Genomic DNA, 23,486 nt, shown 5'->3' with positions numbered 1-23,486 from the left:
GGCTCAGAACAGATTTAAAGGGATTTTCACGTAGGCCTGGCCGTTTTCTTCCGCTGGGGGCAATTCGCCGGCGCGCATATTAATCTGCACCGAAGGCAGAATCAGCCGTGGCATATCCAGGGTGGCGTCACGTTCGTTGCGCATGGTTGCGAAGGCGTCTTCGCCGATCCCGTCGTGCACGTGGATGTTGTGCTCGCGCTGTTCCACAACAGAGGTTTCATGAGCGTAGCTGTCTCGGCCGGGCGCCGTGTAATCATGGCACAGGAACAGACGGGTTGTGTCTGGCAAGGCCAGAACCCGGCGGATTGAGCGATACAATACGCGGGCATCGCCACCGGGAAAATCGCAGCGCGCCGTACCGTAGTCCGGCATGAACAGCGTATCCCCCACAAACGCCGCATTGCCAACAACATACGTCAGGCAGGCGGGCGTATGGCCGGGTGTGTGCATGACCTGAGCCTGCAACCCACCAATAGCGAAACTGTCGTTGTCTTTAAACAGCCTGTCGAACTGACTGCCGTCACGGGCGAATTCCGATCCGGCGTTAAACGCCTTGCCGAAAATCTCCTGCACCTGGCAAATATGTGCGCCAATGCCGGTTTGCCCGCCCAAGTGCGCGTGCAGATAAGGTGCCGCCGACAAATGGTCTGCGTGCACGTGGGTTTCCAGAATCCACGCCACCTGTAAATTGTGCTCGCGCACATAGGCAATAATAGCGTCTGCACTGGCCGTGCTAGTGCTGCCCGCGGCGTAATCAAAATCCAATACCGAATCGATAATGGCACAGGCCTTAGACGCCGGGTCTTGCACCACATAACTGAAGGTATTGGTGGGCTCGTCAAAAAAATGCTGAACGGTTGGATTGGTCGTGGTCATTACTAAACTCCTTTCGAATCCGCAGATATCGAACCTCTAAATAGGCTCTAAGCATATACTACGATGGAATATATAATGAAGTGCTGTTTTCTTCTAAGCAGTCGAGCTGACAGAAGAATGTTGTTGCGCTATAAACTTTGACATCAAATTATTAGAGCAATAACCACCACCACCGAATCTGTGTAACAATAATTCCCTAACCCCTACCCCACATTCAGCCCGCAACGTGCCCGAGGCCATATCTAACGATGCCCTATCTAGATTTTCTCATGACCTACAGCAGCCGTTTCATCGACGGTACGCTGATCACACTGGGTCAGTTTGGGCTAGCCGCTTTGGTCGCCATTGTCGCCGCATTGATTTCGGGACTAATGAAAATGGCGCATTCAAAAACCATGCGTGCTATCGCTATTATTTATATCGAGATTTTCCGCGGCACGTCGCTTCTGGTGCAGCTTTATTGGTTTTATTTCGTGCTGCCGCTGTTCGGTTTCACCTTGGAAAAGTTCACCGTAGGCTTTCTTACCGTTGGGCTGTGTTATGGGGCCTACGGTGCCGAACTGGTGCGCGGCGCAATCCAGTCGGTTCCACGGGGCCAATGGGAAGCCGCACTGGCACTGAATATGTCACCGGCAAAGCGCATGCAACGCATTATATTGCCGCAGGCGCTGGTGGCCATACTTCCACCCTGGGGCAACCTGATGATCGAGATCCTGAAGGGCACCGCGCTGGTGGCATTGATTTCAGTCGCCGACCTGATGTTTGAAACACGCCAGGTCAACAACAATACCTACCTGTCAGCCCAAGCCTTTGGTACCGCGCTTATCATTTACTATATTTTTGCGCGATTTATGGTGACACCCATCATGCGCTGGCTGGAACGGGTGATGGCCCGCAAAATCGGACGAACGTAAATCATGCTTGACTGGAAAATGGACTTTACTTGGGAAATTCTGCCCCGCTTGCTACTCGCAGCGGGCAACACCATGCTGGCAGCGGGTGGCGGTTACGCTGTGGCGGTCGTGCTGGGGCTGGTGTTTGCGCTGGCCCAACGCACACGTTCCCGCACACTGACCTTCATCGTACGCGAGCTGGTAGAGTTTATCCGCTCGACGCCATTGCTGTTGCAGATCTTCTTCATCTTTTACGTGGGCCCGCAGTTCGGCCTGCGCCTGTCACCCTGGGCCGCAGGGCTAATCGCTATCGGCCTGCATTACGCCGCCTACCTTTCCGAAGTGTATCGGGGCGGCATTGAAAACGTGCCAAAAGGTCAGTGGGAAGCTGCCAGGGCTATTAACCTGTCAACCGTCACAACCTATCGACGCATCATCATTCCGCAGGCACTGCCGCCGGCGCTTGCGGGCATGGGCAACTATCTGGTTGGTATCTTCAAAGACACCCCAATGCTGTCCGTGATCGGGGTGGCAGAGCTGATGCACACCGCCAATTCCATTGGTGCGGAGAACTTCCGCTACCTGGAGCCTTACACCATCGTCGGCCTTATCTTTCTGGCTATTTCACTGCCAACCGCCTGGCTCATCCGCCGATTCGAGACGGCATTACGCCGCAAAATGGGACTGACTAGATGAAACACGACAAGAGACACGATCTAAGCCAATACCCACTAAGACTAGAGGGTGACAACGTGCCCATGGTGCGGTTTCAGAATGTGACAAAAAGGTATGGCAGCCTGACCGTGCTCGACGGCCTGAATCTGGATGTTGCAGAAGGCGAAATGGTCACCATCATCGGCCCTTCCGGTTCGGGCAAAACCACCGTGCTGCGGATGCTGATGACGCTGGAAACCATCGACAGCGGCGTGATCTATGTCGACGGCGAACCGCTGACCCACATGGAAAAGAACGGTCGCCTGGTACGCGCCAACGCGGCCCACCTGCGGTTAATCCGTTCTAAAATCGGCATGTGCTTCCAACATTTCAACCTGTTCCCGCACATGACAGCGCTTGGCAACTGCATTGAGGGGCCGATGCAAGTTCTGGGTCTGTCGAAACAGGAAGCGGAAGAGCGCGCACTGGAACTGCTGGATTTGGTGGGTATGGCTGACAAACGCGACCAGCACCCGTCGCGGCTGTCGGGCGGACAACAGCAGCGTGTCGCCATCGCCCGCGCGCTGGCCATGCGGCCGAAAGTGATGTTGTTTGACGAAGTGACTTCTGCACTGGACCCAGAGGTTATCAGCGAAGTTACCGGCGTAATACGCGGCCTGGTCGATCAGCACAACCTGACCATGCTGATGGTAACGCACCAGATTGGCTTTGCCCGGGAAATCTCGGACCGGATCTGCCTGTTCTTTGATGGGAAGATTGAAGAGCAGGGGTCGCCAGAAATGCTATTGGACAACCCCCAGAACGAACGCACCCAGCAGTTCCTGAGTGCTGTGTTAGAAGCGAACTAACCCGGCACCAAACATTCACCATGCTCTAACCAAGCTCTAGTTAGACTTACAGGCGTCTTCCATTGTCATGGCGCCGGGTAAAAACGCCTTGATGTATTCGTCAGGCGTTACGGTTGCCATCATTTCATCAGAACCCATGTAGTCCTTGAGTGCCTTGTTAAATTCGGCGCGGAAAGCGCTGTCTTCAGGGCGGAAACCAATACCAACAACCTGCCTTGCACGCCCTACAAAGACCTCTGGGTCAGAGATATCAAAGCTTTCATCCAGGTCTGCGGCGTGCTTTGCTTCCAGCACGTTAATAGGAACGGCGTCGGTGCGGCCGGTGCGCAGTGCAGCCAGGGCTTCCGTGGTACCCGGTACTTCCGTGATGCTGTTTTTGGGAACGCCAGCGTCTCTGGCATCCGCCAGTGTGTTGTAACCGGACGGCGCTACCATAGTCAGGTTCTGATCAATCAAATCCTGATAGGTTTCAAGATTTTTGGGGTTGCCCTTAGGCACCACAAAGGTATCTCCAAAAGCGCCAATCGGGTCCGAAAAATCCATGTTTTCACAGCGCGCCTTAACGATGTACATCCCGCCAGTCACTATGTCCACGCGGCCAGCTTTCAGGCTAGGAATCAGGCTGGACCAGTTGGTCAGAACAGGTTCAATGTTGGTGTAGCCCATGCGCTTGAGTACGTCGATGGCGATGCCGTTAACGAAACCTTTGGCCGTGCCGTCATTACCGGCGTAAGCCCAGGGCGGTGCTGCAGAAAAGCCCAGGCGGATCGACTCACCTTCCGAGATCCGTTCTTCAAGCGTGTCGGCCTGAGCCAAACCGGCTGAAACAATAACCCCCAGTGCCAAAGCCAGGGTTTTTGTCCATCGGTTGTTAAATAATATCATCGGGTTGCCTCGTTTTTTATCTCATTAATGAGTTTGATGATTATGACATAGATATAGGCACCTACATTTATTAACCACCGCCAGCACAGGCTGCACTGCTCAAGCTGGGGGCAATTCATCAGCCGCAACTGGCGTTACGCCACACCCGGCGCAGCCAATCCGGTATTATTCCCGGACTGATTCACATACGGAGTTCGCTTTGACAGGCCCAGATCCCACACATAAACAAACCACAACCGCCGCTGCCCGCGAGTGGCAGGCATTCTGGCTGGCCGTTGGATTCCTCACCCGTATACCGATGCTGGTATCGATTGATTATTCCCAGAAACTGATGAACCAGTGCAGCGTGTACTTTCCACTCGTCGGTTTGTTGCTGGGCGCCTTATACGCCGGGTTGTTTGCGCTACTGGGGCTGCTCTGCAGCCCGCTGGTCAGCATTCTGCTGGTGCTGTGTTTTCATCTGTTCATTACCGGCGCGTTTCACGAAGACGGGCTGGCGGATAGCGTGGATGCATTTGGCGGCGGCTATACCGTTGCAAAGCGCCTGGACATCATGAAAGACAGCCGCATTGGCACCTATGGCACGGTAGCACTGGTGCTGGCGTTAGCGCTTAAGGTCGCCCTGCTGGTGGAAAGCCATCACATCATGCTGGCGCTGCTTCTGGCACCGGCTATCAGCCGGCAAACGCCACTTTTGTTGATGTCATTCCTGAATTACGTGACCGATCCCGACAAAAGCAAAAGCAAACCGGTGGCCGAAGGCTTTTCCCGCCGACGGCTCTGGTACAGCAGTGGGTTTACCCTGCTGGTGGCATTGGTGTTCAGCGCCTGGCTGCCAGGCTTATGGCTGCTGGCACCGGTTGCGGTGGTTGGGGTTGCTCTGCTGTGGGGTTGGTATCTGAAGCGCCAGCTAGGCGGCTACACCGGCGATGCGCTGGGGGCCAGCGTGGTATTTTGTGAGCTGGTGTTGCTATTGGGGATGTGAACACCGCATTGACTCCCAATATCACGCCCTTATAGTAGAATGACTTTTAACAGGGACAAGAGAAAGGAATCAACTAACCTGTGTCGCCTCCAGAAAAATCCGTCGTCGAGATAGTCGAGGTTATCCGTCGCTCAGAGCAAGGTGTGACTCATCCATTTATTTGTCGGGGTGACGACGATAATTCGTATTTCGTAAAAGGGGTTGGTGCAGGCAGAGACAGTCAGATCAAGGAATGGATCGCGGGCAATCTTGCGCTAACCTTTGGTATACCCGTAGCGCCATTTAGCATCGTTTACGTGTCTGAAGAATTAATCGAATTACTTTCAGTCGAACATGCTCGTGATCTTGGTACTGGGCCAGCTTTCGGCTCAGTTGAGCAAATGGTGACGGAATTGTCGTACTCTCAAATTAGCAGCATCTGCCCGGAGGTTAGGCGCGCCGTCCTGTTTTTTGACTGGTGGATTTTCAATGCAGATCGCATGCTGACAGAGAGCGGGGGAAATCCGAACCTTTTTTGGGGGCCCGATACCCAGCGCTTAGTGGTCATTGATCATAACCAAGCTTTTGATTCAGAGTTCTCTAACGAAGATTTCTTTAAACTTCATATATTTAAAGATTGCGCACCGGGTATCTTCGATGACTTATTAGAACGAGACCACTATACTTTGAGAGCAGAGCAGGCTCTTCACAACTGGCAGTCTATTGTGAATCGTATTCCAGAAGAATGGCTCTATAGCGACCAGGAAATGACGATGAAAACCAACCTGAATCTGGACTCACTGCTTGAAAACCTTCAACGCTTCAACAACGGGGACTTCTGGAGCAGGAAATGACTAGGTTCGCGTGTCAATACGCCATAGTGCGATTTATGCCTTACATCGAAACCGGCGAGTTTGCCAATGTCGGTGTATTGTTGTGGATACCAAAAACACGTCACTTGAGCTTCAAGTTATTGCGTCGAAAATACGCCCGGATTACCCAGTTTTTTGAAGAGTTGGACAAAGCCGTTTACCTGAAAACCATGGCTAATATAGAGGCAGAACTGCTTAGAGTTCAAAGCATGCTGTTTCACAAAAAAACCACCGAATTTAGTGGTGACGGCATGGAATACGGCTTCCATAACGGCATATTCGACGAGCTGATTCGCCCCAGAGAAACCATCGCGCGATTCAGCGAGCGGCGTAGCATTCTTTCTGAAGATCCACAAAAAACCCTGCAAGAGTTATTCGACTATTACGTTGGCCGGAACTTTGTAACCAGGGAATACCAGGAAACTATTCTGGAAAAAGGTATCAAAAAACTACTTGAACAAAGCAACCTGGCTCGCCACTTTTCAAAACGGAAAGTTGAAGATCGTCTGTACAGCGTCACATTCCCCTTTGTCGAACAAGACGACGATAAAGCGATTAAGGTTATAAAACCGCTGTTTCTCGGGCAGGCGGACTCTACAGCAATTATCGAGCACGGCGGGCACTGGAAGCTAAAGGTAAACCAGCTGAGGAAGCGTAACTTGCTTCATGGCCCGGTTTTATTCCCGGTTAAAGGGCCTGAAGACGTTCCCCCTTCAGACATCAGGTTTCAGGCATTCGAAGAAGCACGGGATTCTCTGGCGGACGATGCCATTGAGGTGGTGCTATACACTGAAAAAGCCAGAATTCTGGAGTTCGCCGCTCATTAGTCGTTAAGCGCCACTTCAACCACTCAACGGTATGCCCGCAGCTGCAACCGGCAGCTCCAGCATTCACTCACTTCAAGATCCGCCGCTGGCCTGGTGCTGCTTGAAATTTTCCGCCTGCTCAAAAATCTCTTTGTACACCTCGTCACGATCCACCGGCGGGTAGCCGTGTTTTGCCAGCAGCAGAATCAAGCCAACTTTCAATTCCGCCTTGATGTCCTCGCGCTGGTTCCAATCGGTGTACTTCACCTTTTCCTGCACCACCACTTTCACCGCTTTCGCCAAGGGTAACAGCTTGTCTTCGGCATAGCTGAAGTCGTACTTGATGGCCAGATCTTTCAAAATGTCGTAAAAGGCTTTCTCTTCAAGATCAATGCCCAGTTCCTCAAAAGAACCGAGTTCCTGCTTCAGCGCCTGAATCAAATCCATGTAGCGGTCGATGATGTTATCGGTGAAATCGTCCAGCACAGTGCTGACTAACACATCGTCTTCCTTGCGTTCGTTATAGTGCTCCACCAACGCCTTAAGCTTCTTGGAGAAATCTACGCCTTTGGTTTTGTTTACCTTTTTGAAGTCATCAATGGCTTTCGCCAACAACTGTTGCAGCAACTTGATCTTGGTATTTGGCAGTTTGATCTTGTCGATCTTGGCCAGGTAATCGTCATCAAAAATATCGGTCTCGCCCTCGCTCTCACTGCCCATTTTGAAGATTTCTTCCACACCGTCACTTTTCAGCGCTTCGGCGACCATCTGCCGCACTTTGGCATTCATCTGAGCGCTGTCCGGCGCATTGCCACGGGTCAGTTTGAACACAATGGCACGCACCGCCAGGTAAAAATGAATCTGGTCACGCTCACCCTGGCTGATACCTTCCGAGCCGCTGCAAATATCGTAGGCTGCTTTCAGGCGCTTCACCAAGTGCATAAAGCGTTTTTCAAACTTGTCTGTGCCCTGGGCAAACTCGGCCGCCCTGTTCAGGCAGTGAAGCTGCGCCACCGGGCTGCCGTTGTAATAAGGCTGACTGTCGAACGAGTGAAACAGTTTGTTGAGTAGATCGAGATGGTCTTTCACCACCACAATGGACTGGTTGATCTCTTCGATATTCTGCTGATCCGCTTTGTTGTAGTGCGCCAGTGCCAGATTCATCTGCTTTTTGATGCCAATGTAATCCACCACCAGGCCCTTATCCTTGCCCTCAAACTTGCGGTTCACCCTGGAGATAGTCTGGATCAGGTTGTGGCGTTGAATGGGCTTATCAATGTACAAGGTGTCCAGAAACGGCACATCGAACCCGGTCAGCCACATATCCACCACAATGGCGATTTTGAAGTTGGATTTGGCGTCTTTGAACTGAGTGGCCAGATCCTTGCGGTAGTCTTTGCTCCCCAGCAGGTCGTAAAGCTCTTTTTCGTCATCCTGGCCCCGAGTCATGATCATTTTGACCCGCTCCAGAGGTTTGAGCGCTTTTCTTGCCTGGTCACTCAAATCTGCTCCAGCTTCACACACCAGTACATCGTTCCAATGGGGCCGTAAGGCAATCACTTCCTGAAACAACGCCCAGGCAATACCCCGTTTGCTGCACACAAACATCGCCTTGCCCTTGACCGATGACCCTTCTTCCACTCGCCTATCATAATGGCTCACAAAATCCCGTGCCAAGGCCCGCAGCCGGTCCGGGTCGCCCAGAATGGCGTTCATCTGCGCGCTGGCCTTCTTGCTTTCCTCGATCTGATAATCACTGGCGCCGTCGTCGGCACAGCGCGCGTAATAGGCTTCGATTTCTTCCAGCTTGCTGTTATCCAGAATCACCTTGGCCGCACGGCCTTCGTACACAATGCGCACGGTGATCTCGTCGTGTACCGACTCGGTCATGGTGTAGCTGTCCACTACCTCGCCGAACACGTCCAGGGTGGCGTCAATGGGAGTGCCGGTGAACCCCACGTAGGTCGCGTTGGGCAAAGAGTCGTGCAGATATTTGGCGAAGCCGTAGGTACGCTGCACGCCTTTCTCGGTTACGCGTACTTTCTGATCCAGGTTGATCTGGCTGCGGTGAGCCTCGTCGGAAATCACAATAACGTTGGTGCGATCCGTGAGTAATTGGGTATCTTCGGTAAATTTATGAATGGTGGTCAGAAACACCCCGCCACTGCTGCGGCCCCCAAGCAGCTCGCGCAAATTGGCGCGACTTTCCACACTCACAACGGCTTGGTCGCCAACGTAGTTTTTGGCGTTGATAAACTCGCGGGACAGCTGGTCGTCCAAATCGGTGCGGTCGGTAATCAGCACAAGCGTGGGGCTTTCAAAGGCCAGACTCTTCATCAACAAGCGCGCCAGAAACAGCATGGTAAAGCTTTTGCCGCAACCGGTTGCACCAAAATAGGTGCCGCCCTTGCCGTCGCCTTCGGGCTTTCGGTGTTGCAGGATATTGGCATACAGCTTATTCGCGGCGTAAAACTGCGGGTAACGGCACACCACTTTTACTTCCTGCTTGGACACATCCGGAAAGTAGATAAAGTGACGAATCACCTGGCGCAGCCGATCCTGATTGAACAAGCCCTCAATCATGGTGTGCAGGCTATTGATGCCATCCTGCCCAATGGTTTCGTTGCCGGTTACCTTGCGCCAGGTATAGAAAAACTCATAAGGCGCAAACAACGAGCCCATTTTGCTGTTAACCCCGTCGCTGATCACGCACAGGGCGTTGTATTGCATCAACTGGGGAATATCCCGGGTGTAGCGGGTGGTCAGCTGCACGTAGGCGTCGTGAAGGGTGGCTTCTTCCCGCACCGCGCTCTTGAACTCGAACACCACCAGCGGCAGGCCGTTAATGTAAAGAACCGCATCGGGAATGCGCTTCTCGCTGCCGGTGATCTCCATTTGATTCACCAGCTTGTAAATATTCCGCGGGCCACCGTAGTTTTCCGGCACTTCCGCCGCCAGCGTGAGCACTTCCCCCTCACGGGGCAGGCGCATCTCGGCCAGGCCCTGGTAATCAATCAACTGGATATACAGATCTTTGCGGCTGCGGTCTTCCCGTTTCAACAAGAAGCCGTCGGCGACCATCTTGTGAATGGCTTTGTTGGATTCGTACAAGTCCAGCGCAGGCAGGCTTTCCAGCCGGCGAATGATAGAAGCGACCTCCGCCCCGGTAATGTGATCGGCTGCGTAACGCTGTGTCAGAAACACCGTTAAATCGGCTTTAATCAGCACATCGGAGGGTTCACGCACCAGCGAAGGGCCGGGGCAATAGGGGTAACCCTGAGCCTGCAGCAGTTCGATGATGGCCTGTTCCAGCCGTGCCTCATTAAAGCTCATTATTTGCCCCTACGCTGTTTGGCCGTTGCGATGAGTCGAGTGTTTTATCAGGCTTTCGGCGAGTTTGCCTCCGCCATCATCAGAGACTCAATTTCTTTAAGCGTCTCACTATAGTCTGTGTCCGATTTAATGGGACGAATGTCCATAATTCACCTCAGATTGTCTGTACATCGATTTCGTCGTACTGCCGATGGGTACCGACAAAACGGATGTAAACCACTCGATATGGGTAGTTAATCCAAACCATCAACCGATACTGTATACTGCTTTGAGAAGAGGAGACAAAACATGAGCGCTCAATTATCACCGATCGTGTCCGAATTCGAGACCGAGGAACAAGCGGCCAGCTATGATCTCTGGTTCCGCGCCAAAGTGCAGGAAGCGATGAGCAGCACAAAGCCAAAACTGGCACATGACGACGCCATGTCGAAGGTGCGGGCTGAACTTGAAGAACGCAGGAAAGCCCGTGCTAACCGTCCGCTGGTCTGAGGAAGCCACCAGCGACCTTATTGAAATCATCGATTACATCGACCAGCGTAACCCCATTGCGGCGCTGTCTTTACACTCTGAAATATTGCGCACCGTAGAAAGCCTTCCGGCGGCGCCTCTGATCTTCAGAGGCGGGCGAGTAGCCGGCACTCGCGAGGCGGTTGTCCACCCGAATTATCTTGTGGTCTATCAGGCGGGCGTCGAGTTCGTCGATATCCTGCGAATTCTGCACGCACGGCAGGAATACCCTTAGGCGTTCCCCGCCCTATAGGCGCTCGCAAGCCACCCCCTTTGGCTCATCCATGAACCTAGTTATGAAATCAGAGCACCTCGGCGATTTACTGCTCGCCTTCGGGGATGCGGAGTTCGCCGGAGAGGAGTTTGGGGAGGAGGGTGTCGCGGAGCTTTGTAACCTTTTCGATATTCTCAGAGACGGACAGCACCTTTGAATATACCGCTTTTGCTTGTTGGTTAAAGGTGTTCAGTACTCCCGAGTTCGGTACCAGAAATGGAATCGGCCGAAAGTTCTTTTTGCTGATTTCCATAAAGGTACTTCCGTTGGCGCGATCCGTTATCTGCCCCATGTTAAAATGGGCCCATGAAAGCAGATACATGGCACCGTAACTGTCATTCGGCAACATAGCGATAATTCCCTGATTCACGGAAACTGGAATATTGCTGATAGCCAAATAACCAATAGGCGCCCTTGACGACATTAGCACTACGCCAGCGGGCAGCTGGCCAGATGTGATCTTTTGAACGCCAGCGTCGGTCAAATAGCGCTCTGTACGCGTCACGACAATCGAGTCGAGTCTCGACATGTCTTTTGGAGTGCAGAACGCATGAACGCCGTCATCCCAGAAAACGGGGTTTTTAGTGCTGGGAGTGCCGCCCCCCATTATCTCGACTTGCTCGCCGACAGCACTAACCTCCCACCCCTCAGGCACCCATCCCATTTCCTCGGTAAACACAAACTGATCCGGGAACTTCTGCTGAATACCGACAGGCAGGCGCTCGCGCTGGTCGCCCAGAGCTTTACGGGCCTCGGCGCGGGCGTGGAGAAGTTCGGGGATGGGATTGCCAGCAGCCAGGGCGTTGTCGATCACCGGGTCGAAATCGACGAACCAACTTTTGAACAGGGCTTGGGCCATGGTTTCTAGGGTGGTGTTCATTTGGCGGTTGAGGTCAATTTTGTCGTCGAGAGCTCCCAAAATCCCGACAATTCCTTCTTGCTCTATTATTGAAGGCAAAAGAACTTTCATCTTTTTCGCAGCGCCAACATTGAAGTGCTGCTGGACCGCACCGACTAGATGAGCTGAAACATGGCTACTCGCTGATGTATTGATGTAGTAGGCTAAAAAATGACAGTTCACTTCTGGTCCGCATCGCACTATCACCAGGTCCGAGCAGTTTGCCTCTTCAAGCCATTCAGGAATAACAGCACATGTTCCTGGCTTCCCTGTCCGCACAATGACTACGTCACCCGGGGCAAGCTTAGACTTTCTGACCTTTTCGTTAAATTCACGAGAGATATATTTCAGGTCTTCGGCGTTTATGGTCAGGTGATCTATATTTTTCGAGCGCAAAAATGGAACTCCCGAATCGACATATTCGGAAGTCATAGATCCAACAAAACCTACCGTAACTTCAGAGGCGATGTCCTCCAACAAAACCTCAGGCCACTCACTCCCCATAACCCAACCCCTCCAAATTACTCCGAATCACCGCGTCCAGCCGTTCCGCTTCCGCCATCTGCTGGTATAGGGTTTGGCTCAACTCGGTCATTTTCACTTCAAAGGGAATGCCGTCATCTTCAATCGCAGCTGCGCCCACATAGCGGCCAGGGGTGAGCACATAATCGTTAGCTTTGATGTCAGCCAGAGTGGTGGCTTTGCAGAAACCGGGTACGTCTTCATAACCACCGCCTTTGGCTTCGCCGCGCCAGGTGTGGTAAGTGCGGGTAATTTCAGCAATGTCGTCGGCAGTGAGTTCTTTGTGGGTGCGGCTAATCATAGAGCCCATATTGCGGGCGTCGATGAACAGGGTTTCGCCTTCGCGGTTACGGTGGTTGCTGTCGCTGTGGCCGGCAATGGTCTGTGCCTTTTTGTTCTTGGTAACAAACCACAGGCACACCGGAATCTGGGTGGTGTAGAACAGTTGGCCCGGCAGGGCGATCATGCAGTCCACCAGGTCGTTTTCAATCAGCTTCTGGCGAATGACGCCTTCGCCGCTGGTGTTGGTCGACATGGAACCGTTGGCCATCACAAAACCGGCGGTACCCTGGGCAGACAACTTGGACACCATGTGCAGTATCCACGCGTAGTTGGCGTTACCCGTGGGCGGCGCATCGTAACCAGCCCAGCGCGGGTCGGTGCTGAGCTCGTCTGCGCCGCGCCAGGCTTTCATGTTGAAGGGCGGGTTCGCCATGATGAAGTCGGCTTTTAAATCCGGGTGCTGGTCTTTGAAGAAGGTGTCCGCTGGAACATCACCGAGGTTGCTGGCAATGCCGCGAATGGCCAGGTTCATTTTCGCCAGTTTGTAGGTAGTAGCGGTGTATTCCTGGCCGTATATGGAGATGTCTTTCTGGTTGCCCTCGTGGTTGCGCAAAAACTTCACGGACTGCACAAACATGCCGCCGGAACCGCAACAGGGGTCGTAAATTTTGCCCTGATAAGGCTCGATCATTTCCGCCAGCAGATTAACAATGCACTTGGGGGTATAAAATTCGCCGCCGCCCTTGCCTTCGGTGGCCGCGAATTTGCCGAGGAAGTATTCGTACACCCTACCCACCAGGTCTTCTTCATTACCCTCTGGCCCGGCACTGCTTTGGTCACTCACAGTGGCGATGTTATTGATAGAATCAATCAGCGCCGCCAGCTTGCTGACTTCCAGCCCCATGCGGGAAAAGTAGTTATCCGGCAGTGCACCTTTTAATGACGGGTTCAGCTTTTCTATCGCATAGAGCGCAGTGTCGATTTTTATCGCGATGTCGTCTTGCTTGGCCTGTTTTTGCAGGGTGTTCCAGCGGGCGTGCTCCGGCAGGTAAAACACGTTTTTCATGGTGTAGAACTCCACCATGTCTACGTAGGCTTCTTGCCCCTCAGCAATCAGCGCCTGCTTGCGGGCTTCGAACTTATCACTGACGAATTTGAGGAAGATCAGGCTCAGCACTACGTGCTTGTATTCCGACGACTCCACCGTGCCGCGTAGCTTGTCGGCGGTGTCCCAGAGGCTTTGTTCGAAGGTGCGGGTGTTCTTTTTTACGGAGGAAGACTGCTTGCTCATGAACTGCCTTTATTTACGGACGCGGTATTAGGACCCGGTAGCAACGGTTCGAATAGTGGGCAATATGATAGCGCTTACCGGGAGTTTGGCCTAACTCTCTGCTGAACTCGCCGCTGGCAATCGAGAAACAAGTCCGCGGATGAGGAGACCACCCGCAGCCTTGCCTACGCGCTATAGCTTAGCCGCCTCTAATACTGGATATAACATCAGTATAGACCAGGCTAGCGGGATGGTGGCTGATCAACATGAGTAATCAGGTAGCTTTTTGCTGAGGCGGCTGACCGTTTGGTACCGCCGAATCAAACTATACTCTAATATGTCTATTGAGCGAGCGACCGCAGAACGACACCATAAAAGCGGGGCTATTCAGCACAGCCCGATCACTTGCAGGTGCGTTAACCCGTAAGATCCTGACTGCACATGAACCTCTACAACAAATTCTAAATACGGGAAGCGTGAAGCCATAAAATTTACTTTAACATCTTGATCATATCCGTTTATGACTTCACGGGCTAACAGTAGATTACGACTTACGGCTCTTGCCCAACGACTGGGTGATGCGATCCAACAGCATGGCCAGGATAACCACGGCGATGCCAGCCTCAAAGCCGGCACCCGGCTGCAGGCGTTGAATAGCACGCCACACCTCGCTTCCCAGGCCGCCGGCACCGATCATCGCGGCAATCACCACCATAGACAGCGCCAGCATGATGGTTTGGTTGATGCCCGCCATCACAGTGGGCAGGGACATCGGCAGTTGCACCTTGAACAGTTTCTGGCTGCGGGTGGCACCATAGGCGTCGGACGCCTCGATCAGCTCCTCCGGTACCTGTCGAATCCCCAGGGTGGTGAAACGAATGGCTGGCGGCATGGAGAAAATCACCGTGGCAAAAATCGCCGACACCGAACCGATGCCGAAGAAGGGAATCGCCGGAATCAGGTAGACGAAGGCCGGCAGGGTCTGCATGAAGTCCAGCGCCGGCATGATGACGCGATACAGCCGATCGGAGAGTGCTGCGGCGATGACGATGGCCAACAGGGTGGCGATCACCACTAGCGTCAGAGTCTCGATCATCGGACTCCATAAGTTCATGTTCCAGACTAGTGCCATTCCCAGGAGGGCACCGATGGCCAGACGGTAATTGGAGACCCTCCAGCAAATGCCGACGATGATCAATAGCAGCGCCCAGGGTGGCAACCACATCAGGGCGTCGTTGAGGCCGTCAATACCGTTCTGTGTAACTTGCGAAATACTGCGTGTCACGTTGGAAAACTCACTGGTCAGCCAGTCGAGACCGCCCTCGATCCAGTCGCCCAGCGGAATTCTTGGACATGTCTACCCCTTCGACGAAGCGCTTTACATAGTCGTCGGCAGGCTTGGTGAGAATCTCCTCTGGGGTACCGATCTGTACGACCTCGCCGTCCTTGAGCAGCACGATACGATCGCCGATGTTGATGGCCTCGTCGAGGTCGTGGGTGATGAAAACAGTGGTTTTCTGTGTGCGGTGCTGCAATTCTTGCAGCTCCTGCTGCATGTCACCACGGATCAGCGGGTCCAGCGCCGAGAAGGCTTCGTCCATCAGTAGCACCGTGCCGTCGTTAGCCAACGCCCGGGCCAACCCCACCCGCTGCTGCATGCCGCCGGAGAGCTGGTTGGGATAGGCCCCTTCCCAGCCATCCAGCCCCACCTGCTTGAGAATCTTGAGAGCAGTATCGCGGCGCTGCTGCTTTGCCACACCGCGGATTTCGAGGCCGAATTCGGCATTTTGTTGCACGGTACGATGAGGGAAGAGAGCGAAGTTCTGGAATACCATGGAGAAATGACGGCGACGGGCTTCCAGCAGTTCTTTGGCGCTGAGGCTCAGAATGTCTTCGTCATCGATGACAATTTCGCCTTCGGTAGGCTCGATCAGGCGGTTGAGGCAACGGACCAGGGTGGACTTGCCGGAGCCGGATAGCCCCATGATGACCAACAATTCGCCTTCATAGACATCGAAATTGATATTGGACAGGGCCAGTGTCTGACCCGTTTTCTCGAATATTTCGGGACGTTTGAGTCCATTATCACGAAGTTCCAGCGCCTGCTTGGGCCGGTTGCCGAAGACTTTGCTCAGGTTACGAACCCGAATCTTCACGTTTCGCTTATTATCATCTTGCATTGCAGGCTTGCTGGACCGTGTAGCTCTGATCGACAACCAGACTAGAAGCCTGTCGGACTCCTAGCTGTTTCATGCTCACGTACTCAGGAAACTGCTGTTTTGACGGCTTTCGACAACTATTTGTCGCCTTTTGTACACTTCTTGCTGCGCATTTAGGTGACACTCCTTGTAACGTTTTACAAGGAGATCCCATGAACCGTAATGTCATTCTGACCTGCGCCATCACTGGCGCCGGCGATACCACCGGCAAAAGCCCCCACGTACCAATCACCCCCAAACAGATCGCCGACAGCTGCATCGAGGCCGCTCGAGCCGGTGCCAGTGTGGCGCACATCCACGTGCGCGACCCCGTAACCGGCGGCATCAGCCATTCGCTCGAGCACTACCGCGAGGTGATGGACCGGGTTCGTGAGGCGGATACCGACATCGTCATGAACATCACCGCCGGCGGCGGCGGCGACTGGATTCCGGACGTCGAGGACCCTACCCGCGGCGGCCCAGGCACCGACATGCAGACCCCGGCCCAGCGTCACGAACCGGTGGCCGAGCTACTTCCGGAACTCTGCACCCTAGACTGTGGCAGCCTCAACTTCGACAATATGGTCTACGTCAACACCGCTGACTGGCTACGCGAGCACGCCCGCCTGGTACAGGCCGCCGGCGTCAAGCCGGAGCTGGAGTGCTTCGATCTGGGCCACGTCTGGTTTGCCCGCCAGTTGCAGCAAGAAGGCCTGATCGACGGTGACCCGCTCTTTCAGCTGTGCCTGGGCATCCCCTGGGGCGCTGAGGCCGATACCGAGACCATGCTGGCAATGCGCAACAAGCTGCCAAAAGACGCCAATTGGGCCGCCTTCGGCATCGGCCGCCACCAGATGCCCATGGTTGCCCAAGCAATGTTGCTCGGCGGCCACGTCCGGGTCGGACTAGAAGATAATCTGCTTCTTGAGAAAGGCGTGCTGGCCACCAACGGCAGTCTGGTTGAGAAGGCCGGCGGCATCATCGATGCGCTCGGCGGCCGCATCATGACGCCTGCCGAGACCCGCGCCCATCTCAAACTGCGCGACCCGGCCAGCGGCTTGATCGTCGAGACAGCTGCAGGAGGTGGTGCATGAATCAGCAACTAACCGTCATCGGCACCGGCGTCATCGGTAACGGCTGGATCGCCCGGGCGCTGGCCCAAGGCTGGGATGTGGTCGCCTTCGATCCGGCTGAAGACGCTGAAGTTCGCACTCGCGACTTCGTCACGAGTGCCTGGCCGTCGCTTGAGAAACTGGGGCTGGCCGAGAGCGCCGATCCCGCGCGGCTGACCTTCACTGACAGCCTGGAGACGGCCGTCAAGGGTGCCGACCTAATTCAGGAGAACGTCCCCGAACGTCTTGAGCTCAAACGTGAAATTCTCTCTGCGATCGATGCCGCTGCCTCACCAAGCGTGATTATTGGCTCGTCCACGTCTGGTTTCAAACCCAGCGATCTACAGCGGGACTGCCGGCAAGCGCCGGGACGCGTGATCGTCGCCCACCCCTTCAACCCGGTTTACCTGCTGCCGCTGGTGGAGCTGGTTGGCGGTGAAGCCACCAGCACCGAACAGACCGGCATCGCTCAAAAACTCTACCAGTCTCTGGCCATGCGGCCACTGATCGTGCGTCGCGAAATCGAGGGGCATATTGCCGACCGGCTGATGGAGGCGCTGTGGCGCGAGGCGCTGCACTTGGTCAACGACGGCGTAGCCACCACAGAGGAGATAGACGCCGCCGTGGTTTACGGATGTGGCTTGCGCTGGGCACTGATGGGCACTTTCATGACCTTCCACCTGGCCGGCGGCGAGTCGGGTATGCGCCATATGCTTGAGCAGTTCGGTCCGGCACTGAAGCTACCCTGGACTAAGCTCGAGGCTCCGGAGCTCACCGATGAACTGATCGAAAAGGTCGTCAAAGGCTCTGAATTCCAGGCCGCTGGCCGGTCCGTCGCCGAGCTCGACCGGCGTCGAGATGATTTCCTGGTTGAATTGCTCGATCTGGTACAAAAGTACTGGCCCGAAGCCGAGGGGCTCAAGGGGCGCATCTGATGGCATTACTCGAAACCCGCGTTGCCCCGGAATGGGTCGACTACAACGGCCACATGAACGACGCCGAATATGCCCGAGTATTCTCCTTGAGTGTCGAAGCGCTACTAGATGCTATCGGACTAGACGATGCCGGACGGCGTCGCCACGGCTACACCATCTACACGTTAGAGACCCACCTTTGCTATCGTCGCGAAGCTCACGAGCATCAGCCGCTCAACGTCGAGGCGACGGTGCTCGACAGCGACGCTAAACGTTTGCATGTATTTTTCGAAATGCGTGACGCCGAGCGCAGTCTGCTAGCCACCAGCGAGCAGATGCTGATGGGCATCGACAGCGAGGCCGGCCGGCCAGCGCCCTTCCCACCGCCCGTCGCGACAGCCATTAGCAAGCTGCCGAATCTCGCCGTCAATGCTTGGCCGCAGCTTGCCGGGCGCCGCATTGGACTGCCGAATCGGGACTGACGCAGCATGTGAATGCAGACCTTTCTCAAACTGAATTCTGCCGCCCATCTGCCTTGCGGCTTGGCAGTGTGGGCGGTAGACGTATAATTCACTTACCGTATAACTGGACTATTCTTCACACTTATCGGACTTGCCTGGGCGAGCTACCATAGCGCTGGCGGAAAGCCCTTGAGAAGCTGGGGCTCGAAGCGAAGCCGCAAGCTAAGCCCACCACCAGCACATCAAGATCGGTTTCTGTTAACAGGTGGTAAGCTCGTTCCAGGCGCAGTCCCAGATACCAATCGCGAGGCGAACTTCTCAACTCGTGCTCAAAAATACGTTGCAACTGGCGCAGCGAGACCCCGCTGCGCCGTGCAACGTCGGCAAGCGATAGCGGCGTCTCCAAATGACGTTCCATCAGATCAACAGCCTCCACCAGTCGAGCGTTGTGGGTGTCAAGCCGTCGTGCCAATGTCATACGCTGCTGATCGTGACGCGTGCGCATACGCTCATGGACCAACTGCTCGGAAACGTCGATGGCTAAACGCTGCCCATGGCGACGAGCGATAACGTCTAGCGCCATGTCCATGGCTGCTGTGCCCCCGGCACATGAGAAACGCCGCGCCCCGAGTTCAAAAAGTTCGTTTGAGGTGGCGATCGCTGGAAAGCGTTCCTTAAATGACGGCAGGCTCTCCCAGTGAAGAGTGACTCGCTCGCCATTCAACAGCCCCGCCGCAGCCAGCACGAAACAACCGGTATCGAGCCCGCCCAGCACGCAGCCGGCAGCGGACAGTCGGCGCAGCCAGCGTACCAGGGCGGGGCTCAGATAACGTTCGGGATCGAAGCCGCTGCATAAAGCCAACGATGGCAGATGATGCACCGCTTCGATGGTCTGATCGGCGAGCAGTGTCATACCGTTGGAAGCGGTCACAGAGCCTCCGTTCTCGCTGATCAGCATCCATTCAAAGAGCGGTCGGCCACTGATACGGTTGGCGATTCGCAGCGGCTCGACAGCCGAGAAGAAGGCCATCATCGAGAAGCGTGGCAGCAGAAGAAAACCGATTAGCTCGGGAGTGGGGCCGGAATAGTTGAGGCGCATGGGGCAAAATGTCAGAAAGGACGTGGGCTAAGCATCATGGCCGACCCTCGTCGCCTCGACAAGTAAAGGATGCCGGGGGTTAGTCGAAATAGGCCTTCACGACTTCAATAGCGGGGCTTCCATTATCCTTAGCCTCGACACTTGGTAACCAGCCGCGCAGCCTTTACAATCAACACAACGAAACCACGATGCCAAACCGGACGCGGTGCCCCTCCCCGATATCGACCCGAAGCCCATGAGACTCCAGCCCCCCATCCGCGTTCCGGAGCGAATCGGTTTCTTGCTGCTACCGCGCTTTGCGATGATGGCTTTCTTCTCGGCCATAGAACCGCTGCGCATTGCCAACCGCATCAGCGGGCGTTCACTTTTCGAATGGGATGTGATCAGCAAAGACGGTGGCCCGGTTAACGCCTCTAACGGCATGACGTTGGACGCCACCTGCGCGATCGCCCAGGCACCTGTAGTACCGAGCCTGGCAGTGTGTGCCAGCTTCGACCCCGAGGACAGCGTCAATGACTCACTACTCGACTGGCTACGCGAACGCGCCGCCTCAGGATGCGTGCTAGGTGGCATAGACACCGGCTGCTTCGCACTGGCCGCGGCCGGTTTGCTTGACGACCAGACGGTAACCCTACACTGGGAGTCTCTACCCGAATTTCGCTCCCGTTTTCCACGCGTTGACGCCGTCGAATCGATCTACGAAGTAACGCCCGAAGGCTTCTCATGCGCCGGAGGCAGCGCCGCCATCGATATGAGCCTCGACCTGATCCGCCGCCGCCATGGCGATAATCTTGTCAAGCGCGTCCGAGACCAGCTGATTCATGACCCTGGGCGACGACCAGCCAGTCGTCAGCGCGATCCCGTCATTCCTGACGAACCGGGCTTGCAAAAAATCATCGACTTGATGGAGGCTAACCTGGAGACGCCGTTTGGTATCGGCGAACTGGCTGCTAGGCTCAGCCTCTCCTGGAGAGGCCTGGAGAGGCTCTTCGCTCGTCATATGGGTATGTCGCCCCAGCGCGTCTATCTCGATATGCGACTGGATCACGCTCATCGGCTGCTGCGCGAGACCCGCCACAGCGTGATAGATATTGCCTTGGCCTGCGGTTTCGCCTCCGCGTCAAGCTTCACCCGCGCCTTCCGCCGTCGGCATGGCCTCACCCCAAGCGAATGGCGTCGGCGTTCCTGATTTGCCGATGCGCCGCTGCACCTGTCGAACTATGCACAGTCAGCGTCGAATTCTGTAGTGAGACGGCCTCCTATCGCTGGCATTCTGAGTGTCTTCCCATAACGCTCAGGAGCTCTCATGTCACTGAACAAACTGCCTCTTACGCCCGATTATGATGCTTGGCCGATCGACACCGACATCGCCGACGTTTCGTTTACGCCGCGCCTCGTCACGGTGCGCTGGAGCGACGGACGCTTCAGCCGCTACCACAGCATCTGGCTGCGCGAGAACGCCCCCGATGAGACCACCGTCAACCCGGCAACTCGGGAGCGCATCCTGGATCTGTCCACCCTGGCAGCCTGGCCAGAAATCGACGCCGCCAAGATCGACGCCGCTGGCGCTCTGTGCGTGACTTTCGCCCCAGAGAACCGTCGCCTGCGCTTTCATCCCGGCTGGCTGCGGGCTCACGACTATGACAATGCCACCGACTCCGAGACGCCGCTAGTGCCGATGAATACCTGGCTGGGCGGCCCCGAGGTCGCTCCCGACACCCTGGATGCCAGCGGCCTGCTCGATACCGCACCTGACAGCGATGCCGAGGAGGCGATCCTTGCCCCGACATTGGAAAGCGTGCTCTGCAAGGGGCTGGTGCGGCTACGCGGCCTGCCCACCGAGCCCGGCTCGCTCGAAAGCATCGCTCGGCGCATCGGCCCCGTTCGCCCCACCAACTTCGGCCAGCTATTCAACGTCAAGGCCAAGCCCGATCCCGACTCCAACGCCTATACGTCCCTCGCCCTGCCCCCCCACGTCGATCTACCGACTCGCGAATACCACCCCGGACTGCAGATGCTTCACTGCTTGGAGAACAGTGTGGAAGACGGCCAGGCGGTGATGATGGACGGCTTCGCCGTGGCCGAGGCTCTGCGCGACCGCCACCCCGAGGCTTGGGCGACGCTGACCCGGGTGCGCTGGTGCTATGCCAACACCGCCCGCACTACCGACTACGTCTGGTTTGAGCCGATGATCCGCCTCGACGCCCGGGGCGAGCTGCTCGAGGTGCGCATCGCCGACTTCCTGCGCGGCCCTCTACAAACCGCTTTCGAGGACGTCGAACCGGCCTATGAGGCGCTGATGATCCTGCAGCGGCTGTTGCGCGATCCGGCCTTCGCCATCCGCTTCACTTACCGCCCCGGCGACTTGGTGATCTTCGACAACCGCCGTCTGCTGCATGCCCGGGACGCCTTCGAGGACAGCACCGGCCACCGCTGGCTGCAGGGCTGCTACATGGAGCGCGACGAGGTGCGTTCGCGCTATCGCATGATCCAGCGCGCGCGCCGTCAGCGGCAGCTCACTGCCGAGACCTGATAGCGCTCAGTCCGCGTCTCGAGCCGCCGTTTCCCGGGGGGATTCGGCAAAGCGCGCCCGATAGGCCCGCGAGAAGTGCGCCAGGTGCTGGAAGCCGGTGGCCAGCGCCGCCTCGGTAGTCCGACAGCCGCTGCCGGCGAGCAGCTGCTGGGCGCGGTCCAGCCGCATCCCCAGATAGCACTGCTTAGGGGTCTCGCCGAAATGCATGGTGAACAGCCGCGTGAGCTGGCGCTGGGACTGGCCTGCCAACCGGCAGACCTCGGGGATCGGCAGCGCCTTGGCCAGATTAGCCTCCATCACCGCCAAGCTCTTCACCACGCTGCGCGGCAGGCGGGCATAGCGCACGTCGAGATCCACCGGCGCGCGCCAGGATGAAAGGCGCTGTTTCCAGCCCCCCCCAGCCAACCCCCATGGGCTGCAATACGGCGTAACACCGCATGATCCTGGGCGCTGACGTCGGCCTCTGGCTGATAGGACGACACCACCATCAGGCTGGCGTCATCAGGTACTCCAGACAGATCAGCATTCACCTCGATACTCACTCCATTGCTGGCCACTATGCCCTTACCGTCCAGCGAGCGCAGACGCCAGGCAAAGAGATCGCTGCCGAAGCGATTGGCCACCCGCAACGGCTCCAGCATGCAAAACAAAGTCAACATCGAAAAGTTGGGTAGCAGCCAGACGTCCAGGGTGTGTTGCGCCTGCTCAGGAGTGAGCAGCGGCGGCGAATCGGGTCGCGGATAGGGCCATAGAGTGTCGACAACGTCATTCATGGCCAGAATGATCAACATCGAGTAGGGTGAGGCGTCACCGCCCCATCCCTCTCACAGAACCGTACGTACGGGCCTCGTATACGGCTCATGTAAACAACTATCTCAGATCACTGAGACACAAACCCCTGTCTGTGTACTCGCCATATCCACCAATTTCATCTCTTCATAAAACCAGAGATTTGGCATGCCGAAGCTGGCTAACCCAGCCAAAGTACTTGGTTTTCTTGATGTTGCCGGCACCTGGGACCCATCCCTGGCATTGGTTATGGGTGGCGCCATTCTGGTTGGCCTGGTTGCCTTCAGCTTTGTCAAAAAACAGACTGTGTCTGTGCTCGGTTTTGATATGAAACTGCCAAAAACAACCGCAATCGACAAGCGGTTGTTTATTGGCAGTATTGGTTTCGGTGTTGGATGGGGGCTGGCCGGCTTTTGTCCCGGCCCCGCACTGGTCGCTTTCGGGGCCGGTGAAACCAAAGCTATCGTCTTTGTCG

At 55.7% G+C, this 23,486-nt stretch carries 25 protein-coding genes; 14 read left to right on the top strand and 11 right to left on the bottom strand.

The genetic code is table 11. The annotated features are described in order from the left end of the window. Positions 1–3: 3 nt before the first annotated feature. On the bottom strand, positions 4–876 hold the full coding sequence (locus A3OI_RS0116285) for an MBL fold metallo-hydrolase (protein ID WP_018405308.1): 873 nt from the start codon (positions 874–876) through the stop codon (positions 4–6). Positions 877–1,145: 269 nt separating this feature from the next. On the opposite strand from A3OI_RS0116285, the gene ehuC reads away from it, so the two are divergent. From ehuC to ehuA, 3 genes are all read left to right on the top strand, one after another. Then, complete coding sequence (gene ehuC / locus A3OI_RS0116280) at positions 1,146–1,790, top strand: ectoine/hydroxyectoine ABC transporter permease subunit EhuC (RefSeq protein ID WP_018405307.1); 645 nt, start codon at positions 1,146–1,148, stop codon at positions 1,788–1,790. A 3-nt stretch (positions 1,791–1,793) separates the two neighbouring features. Then, a complete protein-coding gene (ehuD, locus tag A3OI_RS0116275; protein WP_018405306.1) occupies positions 1,794–2,465 on the top strand; it encodes an ectoine/hydroxyectoine ABC transporter permease subunit EhuD in 672 nt (223 codons plus the stop codon). Between the two features lie 62 nt (positions 2,466–2,527). Further along, positions 2,528–3,292: an ectoine/hydroxyectoine ABC transporter ATP-binding protein EhuA gene (gene ehuA, locus A3OI_RS0116270; RefSeq protein WP_018405305.1), complete on the top strand. Its 765-nt coding sequence runs from the start codon at positions 2,528–2,530 to the stop codon at positions 3,290–3,292. A 36-nt stretch (positions 3,293–3,328) separates the two neighbouring features. On the opposite strand, the gene A3OI_RS0116265 is transcribed toward ehuA, so the two are convergent. Continuing rightward, a complete protein-coding gene (locus tag A3OI_RS0116265; RefSeq protein WP_018405304.1) occupies positions 3,329–4,177 on the bottom strand; it encodes a transporter substrate-binding domain-containing protein in 849 nt (282 codons plus the stop codon). A gap of 199 nt (positions 4,178–4,376) precedes the next feature. On the opposite strand from A3OI_RS0116265, the gene cobS reads away from it, so the two are divergent. The 3 genes from cobS (at position 4,377) to A3OI_RS0116250 (ending at position 6,840) form a co-directional block, all read left to right on the top strand. Then, entirely contained in the window at positions 4,377–5,162 is a 786-nt protein-coding gene (gene cobS, locus A3OI_RS0116260) for an adenosylcobinamide-GDP ribazoletransferase (protein ID WP_018405303.1), read from the top strand. An 80-nt stretch (positions 5,163–5,242) separates the two neighbouring features. Further along, positions 5,243–5,995 carry a HipA family kinase gene (locus A3OI_RS0116255; protein ID WP_018405302.1) on the top strand — a complete coding sequence of 251 codons (753 nt, stop codon included), beginning with the start codon at positions 5,243–5,245 and terminating at the stop codon, positions 5,993–5,995. Then, positions 5,992–6,840 (top strand): DUF3037 domain-containing protein, encoded by an 849-nt coding sequence (locus A3OI_RS0116250; protein WP_040475146.1) that lies wholly within the window; start codon positions 5,992–5,994, stop codon positions 6,838–6,840. Before A3OI_RS0116255 ends, A3OI_RS0116250 begins: the two co-directional genes overlap by 4 nt. A 72-nt stretch (positions 6,841–6,912) precedes the next feature. Here the strand turns inward: A3OI_RS0116250 and A3OI_RS0116245 are convergent, their stop codons facing one another. Then, on the bottom strand, positions 6,913–10,152 hold the full coding sequence (locus tag A3OI_RS0116245; protein WP_018405300.1) for a type I restriction endonuclease subunit R: 3,240 nt from the start codon (positions 10,150–10,152) through the stop codon (positions 6,913–6,915). Between the two features lie 154 nt (positions 10,153–10,306). Further along, positions 10,307–10,399, bottom strand: a complete 93-nt coding sequence (locus tag A3OI_RS22265) for a type II toxin-antitoxin system HigB family toxin (protein WP_081622962.1) — start codon at positions 10,397–10,399, stop codon at positions 10,307–10,309. A 41-nt stretch (positions 10,400–10,440) separates the two neighbouring features. Between A3OI_RS22265 and relB the strand changes: the two genes are divergently transcribed. Beyond that, on the top strand, positions 10,441–10,641 hold the full coding sequence (relB, locus tag A3OI_RS0116240; RefSeq protein ID WP_018405299.1) for a type II toxin-antitoxin system RelB family antitoxin: 201 nt from the start codon (positions 10,441–10,443) through the stop codon (positions 10,639–10,641). Next, on the top strand, positions 10,619–10,894 hold the full coding sequence (locus A3OI_RS0116235; RefSeq protein WP_018405298.1) for a type II toxin-antitoxin system RelE/ParE family toxin: 276 nt from the start codon (positions 10,619–10,621) through the stop codon (positions 10,892–10,894). The genes relB and A3OI_RS0116235 overlap by 23 nt, the downstream gene beginning before the upstream one ends. An 85-nt stretch (positions 10,895–10,979) precedes the next feature. On the opposite strand, the gene A3OI_RS0116230 is transcribed toward A3OI_RS0116235, so the two are convergent. The 4 genes from A3OI_RS0116230 to A3OI_RS20585 form a co-directional block, all read right to left on the bottom strand. After that, positions 10,980–12,308: a restriction endonuclease subunit S gene (locus tag A3OI_RS0116230; RefSeq protein ID WP_228703015.1), complete on the bottom strand. Its 1,329-nt coding sequence runs from the start codon at positions 12,306–12,308 to the stop codon at positions 10,980–10,982. A gap of 16 nt (positions 12,309–12,324) precedes the next feature. Continuing rightward, positions 12,325–13,926: a type I restriction-modification system subunit M gene (locus A3OI_RS0116225; RefSeq protein ID WP_018405296.1), complete on the bottom strand. Its 1,602-nt coding sequence runs from the start codon at positions 13,924–13,926 to the stop codon at positions 12,325–12,327. Positions 13,927–14,449: 523 nt separating this feature from the next. After that, positions 14,450–15,190 (bottom strand): ABC transporter permease, encoded by a 741-nt coding sequence (locus A3OI_RS0116220; RefSeq protein WP_218185846.1) that lies wholly within the window; start codon positions 15,188–15,190, stop codon positions 14,450–14,452. A gap of 10 nt (positions 15,191–15,200) precedes the next feature. Continuing rightward, positions 15,201–16,085 carry a quaternary amine ABC transporter ATP-binding protein gene (locus tag A3OI_RS20585; protein WP_018405294.1) on the bottom strand — a complete coding sequence of 295 codons (885 nt, stop codon included), beginning with the start codon at positions 16,083–16,085 and terminating at the stop codon, positions 15,201–15,203. A gap of 191 nt (positions 16,086–16,276) precedes the next feature. On the opposite strand from A3OI_RS20585, the gene A3OI_RS0116210 reads away from it, so the two are divergent. The 3 genes from A3OI_RS0116210 to A3OI_RS0116200 are packed head-to-tail and all read left to right on the top strand — an operon-like array spanning position 16,277 to position 18,611. Next, positions 16,277–17,197 (top strand): BKACE family enzyme, encoded by a 921-nt coding sequence (locus A3OI_RS0116210; RefSeq protein ID WP_018405293.1) that lies wholly within the window; start codon positions 16,277–16,279, stop codon positions 17,195–17,197. Beyond that, positions 17,194–18,150 (top strand): L-carnitine dehydrogenase, encoded by a 957-nt coding sequence (locus A3OI_RS0116205; RefSeq protein WP_018405292.1) that lies wholly within the window; start codon positions 17,194–17,196, stop codon positions 18,148–18,150. The genes A3OI_RS0116210 and A3OI_RS0116205 overlap by 4 nt, the downstream gene beginning before the upstream one ends. Continuing rightward, positions 18,150–18,611 (top strand): thioesterase family protein, encoded by a 462-nt coding sequence (locus A3OI_RS0116200; RefSeq protein ID WP_018405291.1) that lies wholly within the window; start codon positions 18,150–18,152, stop codon positions 18,609–18,611. Before A3OI_RS0116205 ends, A3OI_RS0116200 begins: the two co-directional genes overlap by 1 nt. 121 nt (positions 18,612–18,732) lie before the next feature. On the opposite strand, the gene A3OI_RS0116195 is transcribed toward A3OI_RS0116200, so the two are convergent. Next, a complete protein-coding gene (locus A3OI_RS0116195) occupies positions 18,733–19,689 on the bottom strand; it encodes a GlxA family transcriptional regulator (RefSeq protein WP_018405290.1) in 957 nt (318 codons plus the stop codon). A gap of 235 nt (positions 19,690–19,924) precedes the next feature. Here A3OI_RS0116195 and A3OI_RS0116190 point away from each other — a divergent pair, with 235 nt between their 5' ends. Beyond that, positions 19,925–20,878, top strand: coding sequence for a GlxA family transcriptional regulator (locus tag A3OI_RS0116190; RefSeq protein WP_026224253.1), 954 nt, complete (start codon positions 19,925–19,927; stop codon positions 20,876–20,878). 117 nt (positions 20,879–20,995) lie between these two features. Continuing rightward, the gene (locus tag A3OI_RS0116185) at positions 20,996–22,222 is read left to right on the top strand and encodes a TauD/TfdA family dioxygenase (RefSeq protein ID WP_018405288.1); all 1,227 of its coding nucleotides are present in this window, start codon (positions 20,996–20,998) and stop codon (positions 22,220–22,222) included. 6 nt (positions 22,223–22,228) lie between these two features. Here A3OI_RS0116185 and A3OI_RS23465 read toward each other — a convergent pair whose 3' ends face one another. Both A3OI_RS23465 and A3OI_RS23460 read right to left on the bottom strand, forming a co-directional pair. Beyond that, a complete protein-coding gene (locus A3OI_RS23465; protein ID WP_218185845.1) occupies positions 22,229–22,579 on the bottom strand; it encodes a helix-turn-helix domain-containing protein in 351 nt (116 codons plus the stop codon). Next, on the bottom strand, positions 22,534–23,013 hold the full coding sequence (locus A3OI_RS23460; RefSeq protein ID WP_218185844.1) for a type 1 glutamine amidotransferase family protein: 480 nt from the start codon (positions 23,011–23,013) through the stop codon (positions 22,534–22,536). Before A3OI_RS23460 ends, A3OI_RS23465 begins: the two co-directional genes overlap by 46 nt. 166 nt (positions 23,014–23,179) lie before the next feature. Between A3OI_RS23460 and A3OI_RS20575 the strand changes: the two genes are divergently transcribed. Next, positions 23,180–23,486, top strand: a 307-nt coding sequence (locus A3OI_RS20575; protein WP_018405287.1) for a DUF6691 family protein, incomplete at its 3' end; no start/stop codon positions are given.

This window comes from Marinobacter gelidimuriae (genome assembly GCF_000372805.1).
Classification (GTDB): domain Bacteria; phylum Pseudomonadota; class Gammaproteobacteria; order Pseudomonadales; family Oleiphilaceae; genus Marinobacter; species Marinobacter gelidimuriae.
The sequence above is the reverse complement of the archived record's forward strand: the minus strand, read 5'-3'. Positions and strand labels throughout refer to the sequence as shown.

Bases quoted from the DNA above. Each gene is read 5' to 3' on its own strand.
- A3OI_RS0116285 (WP_018405308.1), bottom strand. From the start codon at position 876: ATGACCACGACCAATCCAACCGTTCAGCATTTTTTTGACGAGCCCACC.
- ehuC (WP_018405307.1), top strand. From the start codon at position 1,146: ATGACCTACAGCAGCCGTTTCATCGACGGTACGCTGATCACACTGGGT.
- ehuD (WP_018405306.1), top strand. From the start codon at position 1,794: ATGCTTGACTGGAAAATGGACTTTACTTGGGAAATTCTGCCCCGCTTG.
- ehuA (WP_018405305.1), top strand. From the start codon at position 2,528: ATGGTGCGGTTTCAGAATGTGACAAAAAGGTATGGCAGCCTGACCGTG.
- A3OI_RS0116265 (WP_018405304.1), bottom strand. From the start codon at position 4,177: ATGATATTATTTAACAACCGATGGACAAAAACCCTGGCTTTGGCACTG.
- A3OI_RS0116250 (WP_040475146.1), top strand. From the start codon at position 5,992: ATGACTAGGTTCGCGTGTCAATACGCCATAGTGCGATTTATGCCTTAC.
- A3OI_RS0116245 (WP_018405300.1), bottom strand. From the start codon at position 10,152: ATGAGCTTTAATGAGGCACGGCTGGAACAGGCCATCATCGAACTGCTG.
- A3OI_RS22265 (WP_081622962.1), bottom strand. From the start codon at position 10,399: ATGGTTTGGATTAACTACCCATATCGAGTGGTTTACATCCGTTTTGTC.
- relB (WP_018405299.1), top strand. From the start codon at position 10,441: ATGAGCGCTCAATTATCACCGATCGTGTCCGAATTCGAGACCGAGGAA.
- A3OI_RS0116225 (WP_018405296.1), bottom strand. From the start codon at position 13,926: ATGAGCAAGCAGTCTTCCTCCGTAAAAAAGAACACCCGCACCTTCGAA.
- A3OI_RS20585 (WP_018405294.1), bottom strand. From the start codon at position 16,085: ATGCAAGATGATAATAAGCGAAACGTGAAGATTCGGGTTCGTAACCTG.
- A3OI_RS0116210 (WP_018405293.1), top strand. From the start codon at position 16,277: ATGAACCGTAATGTCATTCTGACCTGCGCCATCACTGGCGCCGGCGAT.
- A3OI_RS0116205 (WP_018405292.1), top strand. From the start codon at position 17,194: ATGAATCAGCAACTAACCGTCATCGGCACCGGCGTCATCGGTAACGGC.
- A3OI_RS0116200 (WP_018405291.1), top strand. From the start codon at position 18,150: ATGGCATTACTCGAAACCCGCGTTGCCCCGGAATGGGTCGACTACAAC.
- A3OI_RS0116195 (WP_018405290.1), bottom strand. From the start codon at position 19,689: ATGCGCCTCAACTATTCCGGCCCCACTCCCGAGCTAATCGGTTTTCTT.
- A3OI_RS0116190 (WP_026224253.1), top strand. From the start codon at position 19,925: ATGAGACTCCAGCCCCCCATCCGCGTTCCGGAGCGAATCGGTTTCTTG.
- A3OI_RS0116185 (WP_018405288.1), top strand. From the start codon at position 20,996: ATGTCACTGAACAAACTGCCTCTTACGCCCGATTATGATGCTTGGCCG.
- A3OI_RS23460 (WP_218185844.1), bottom strand. From the start codon at position 23,013: ATGTTGATCATTCTGGCCATGAATGACGTTGTCGACACTCTATGGCCC.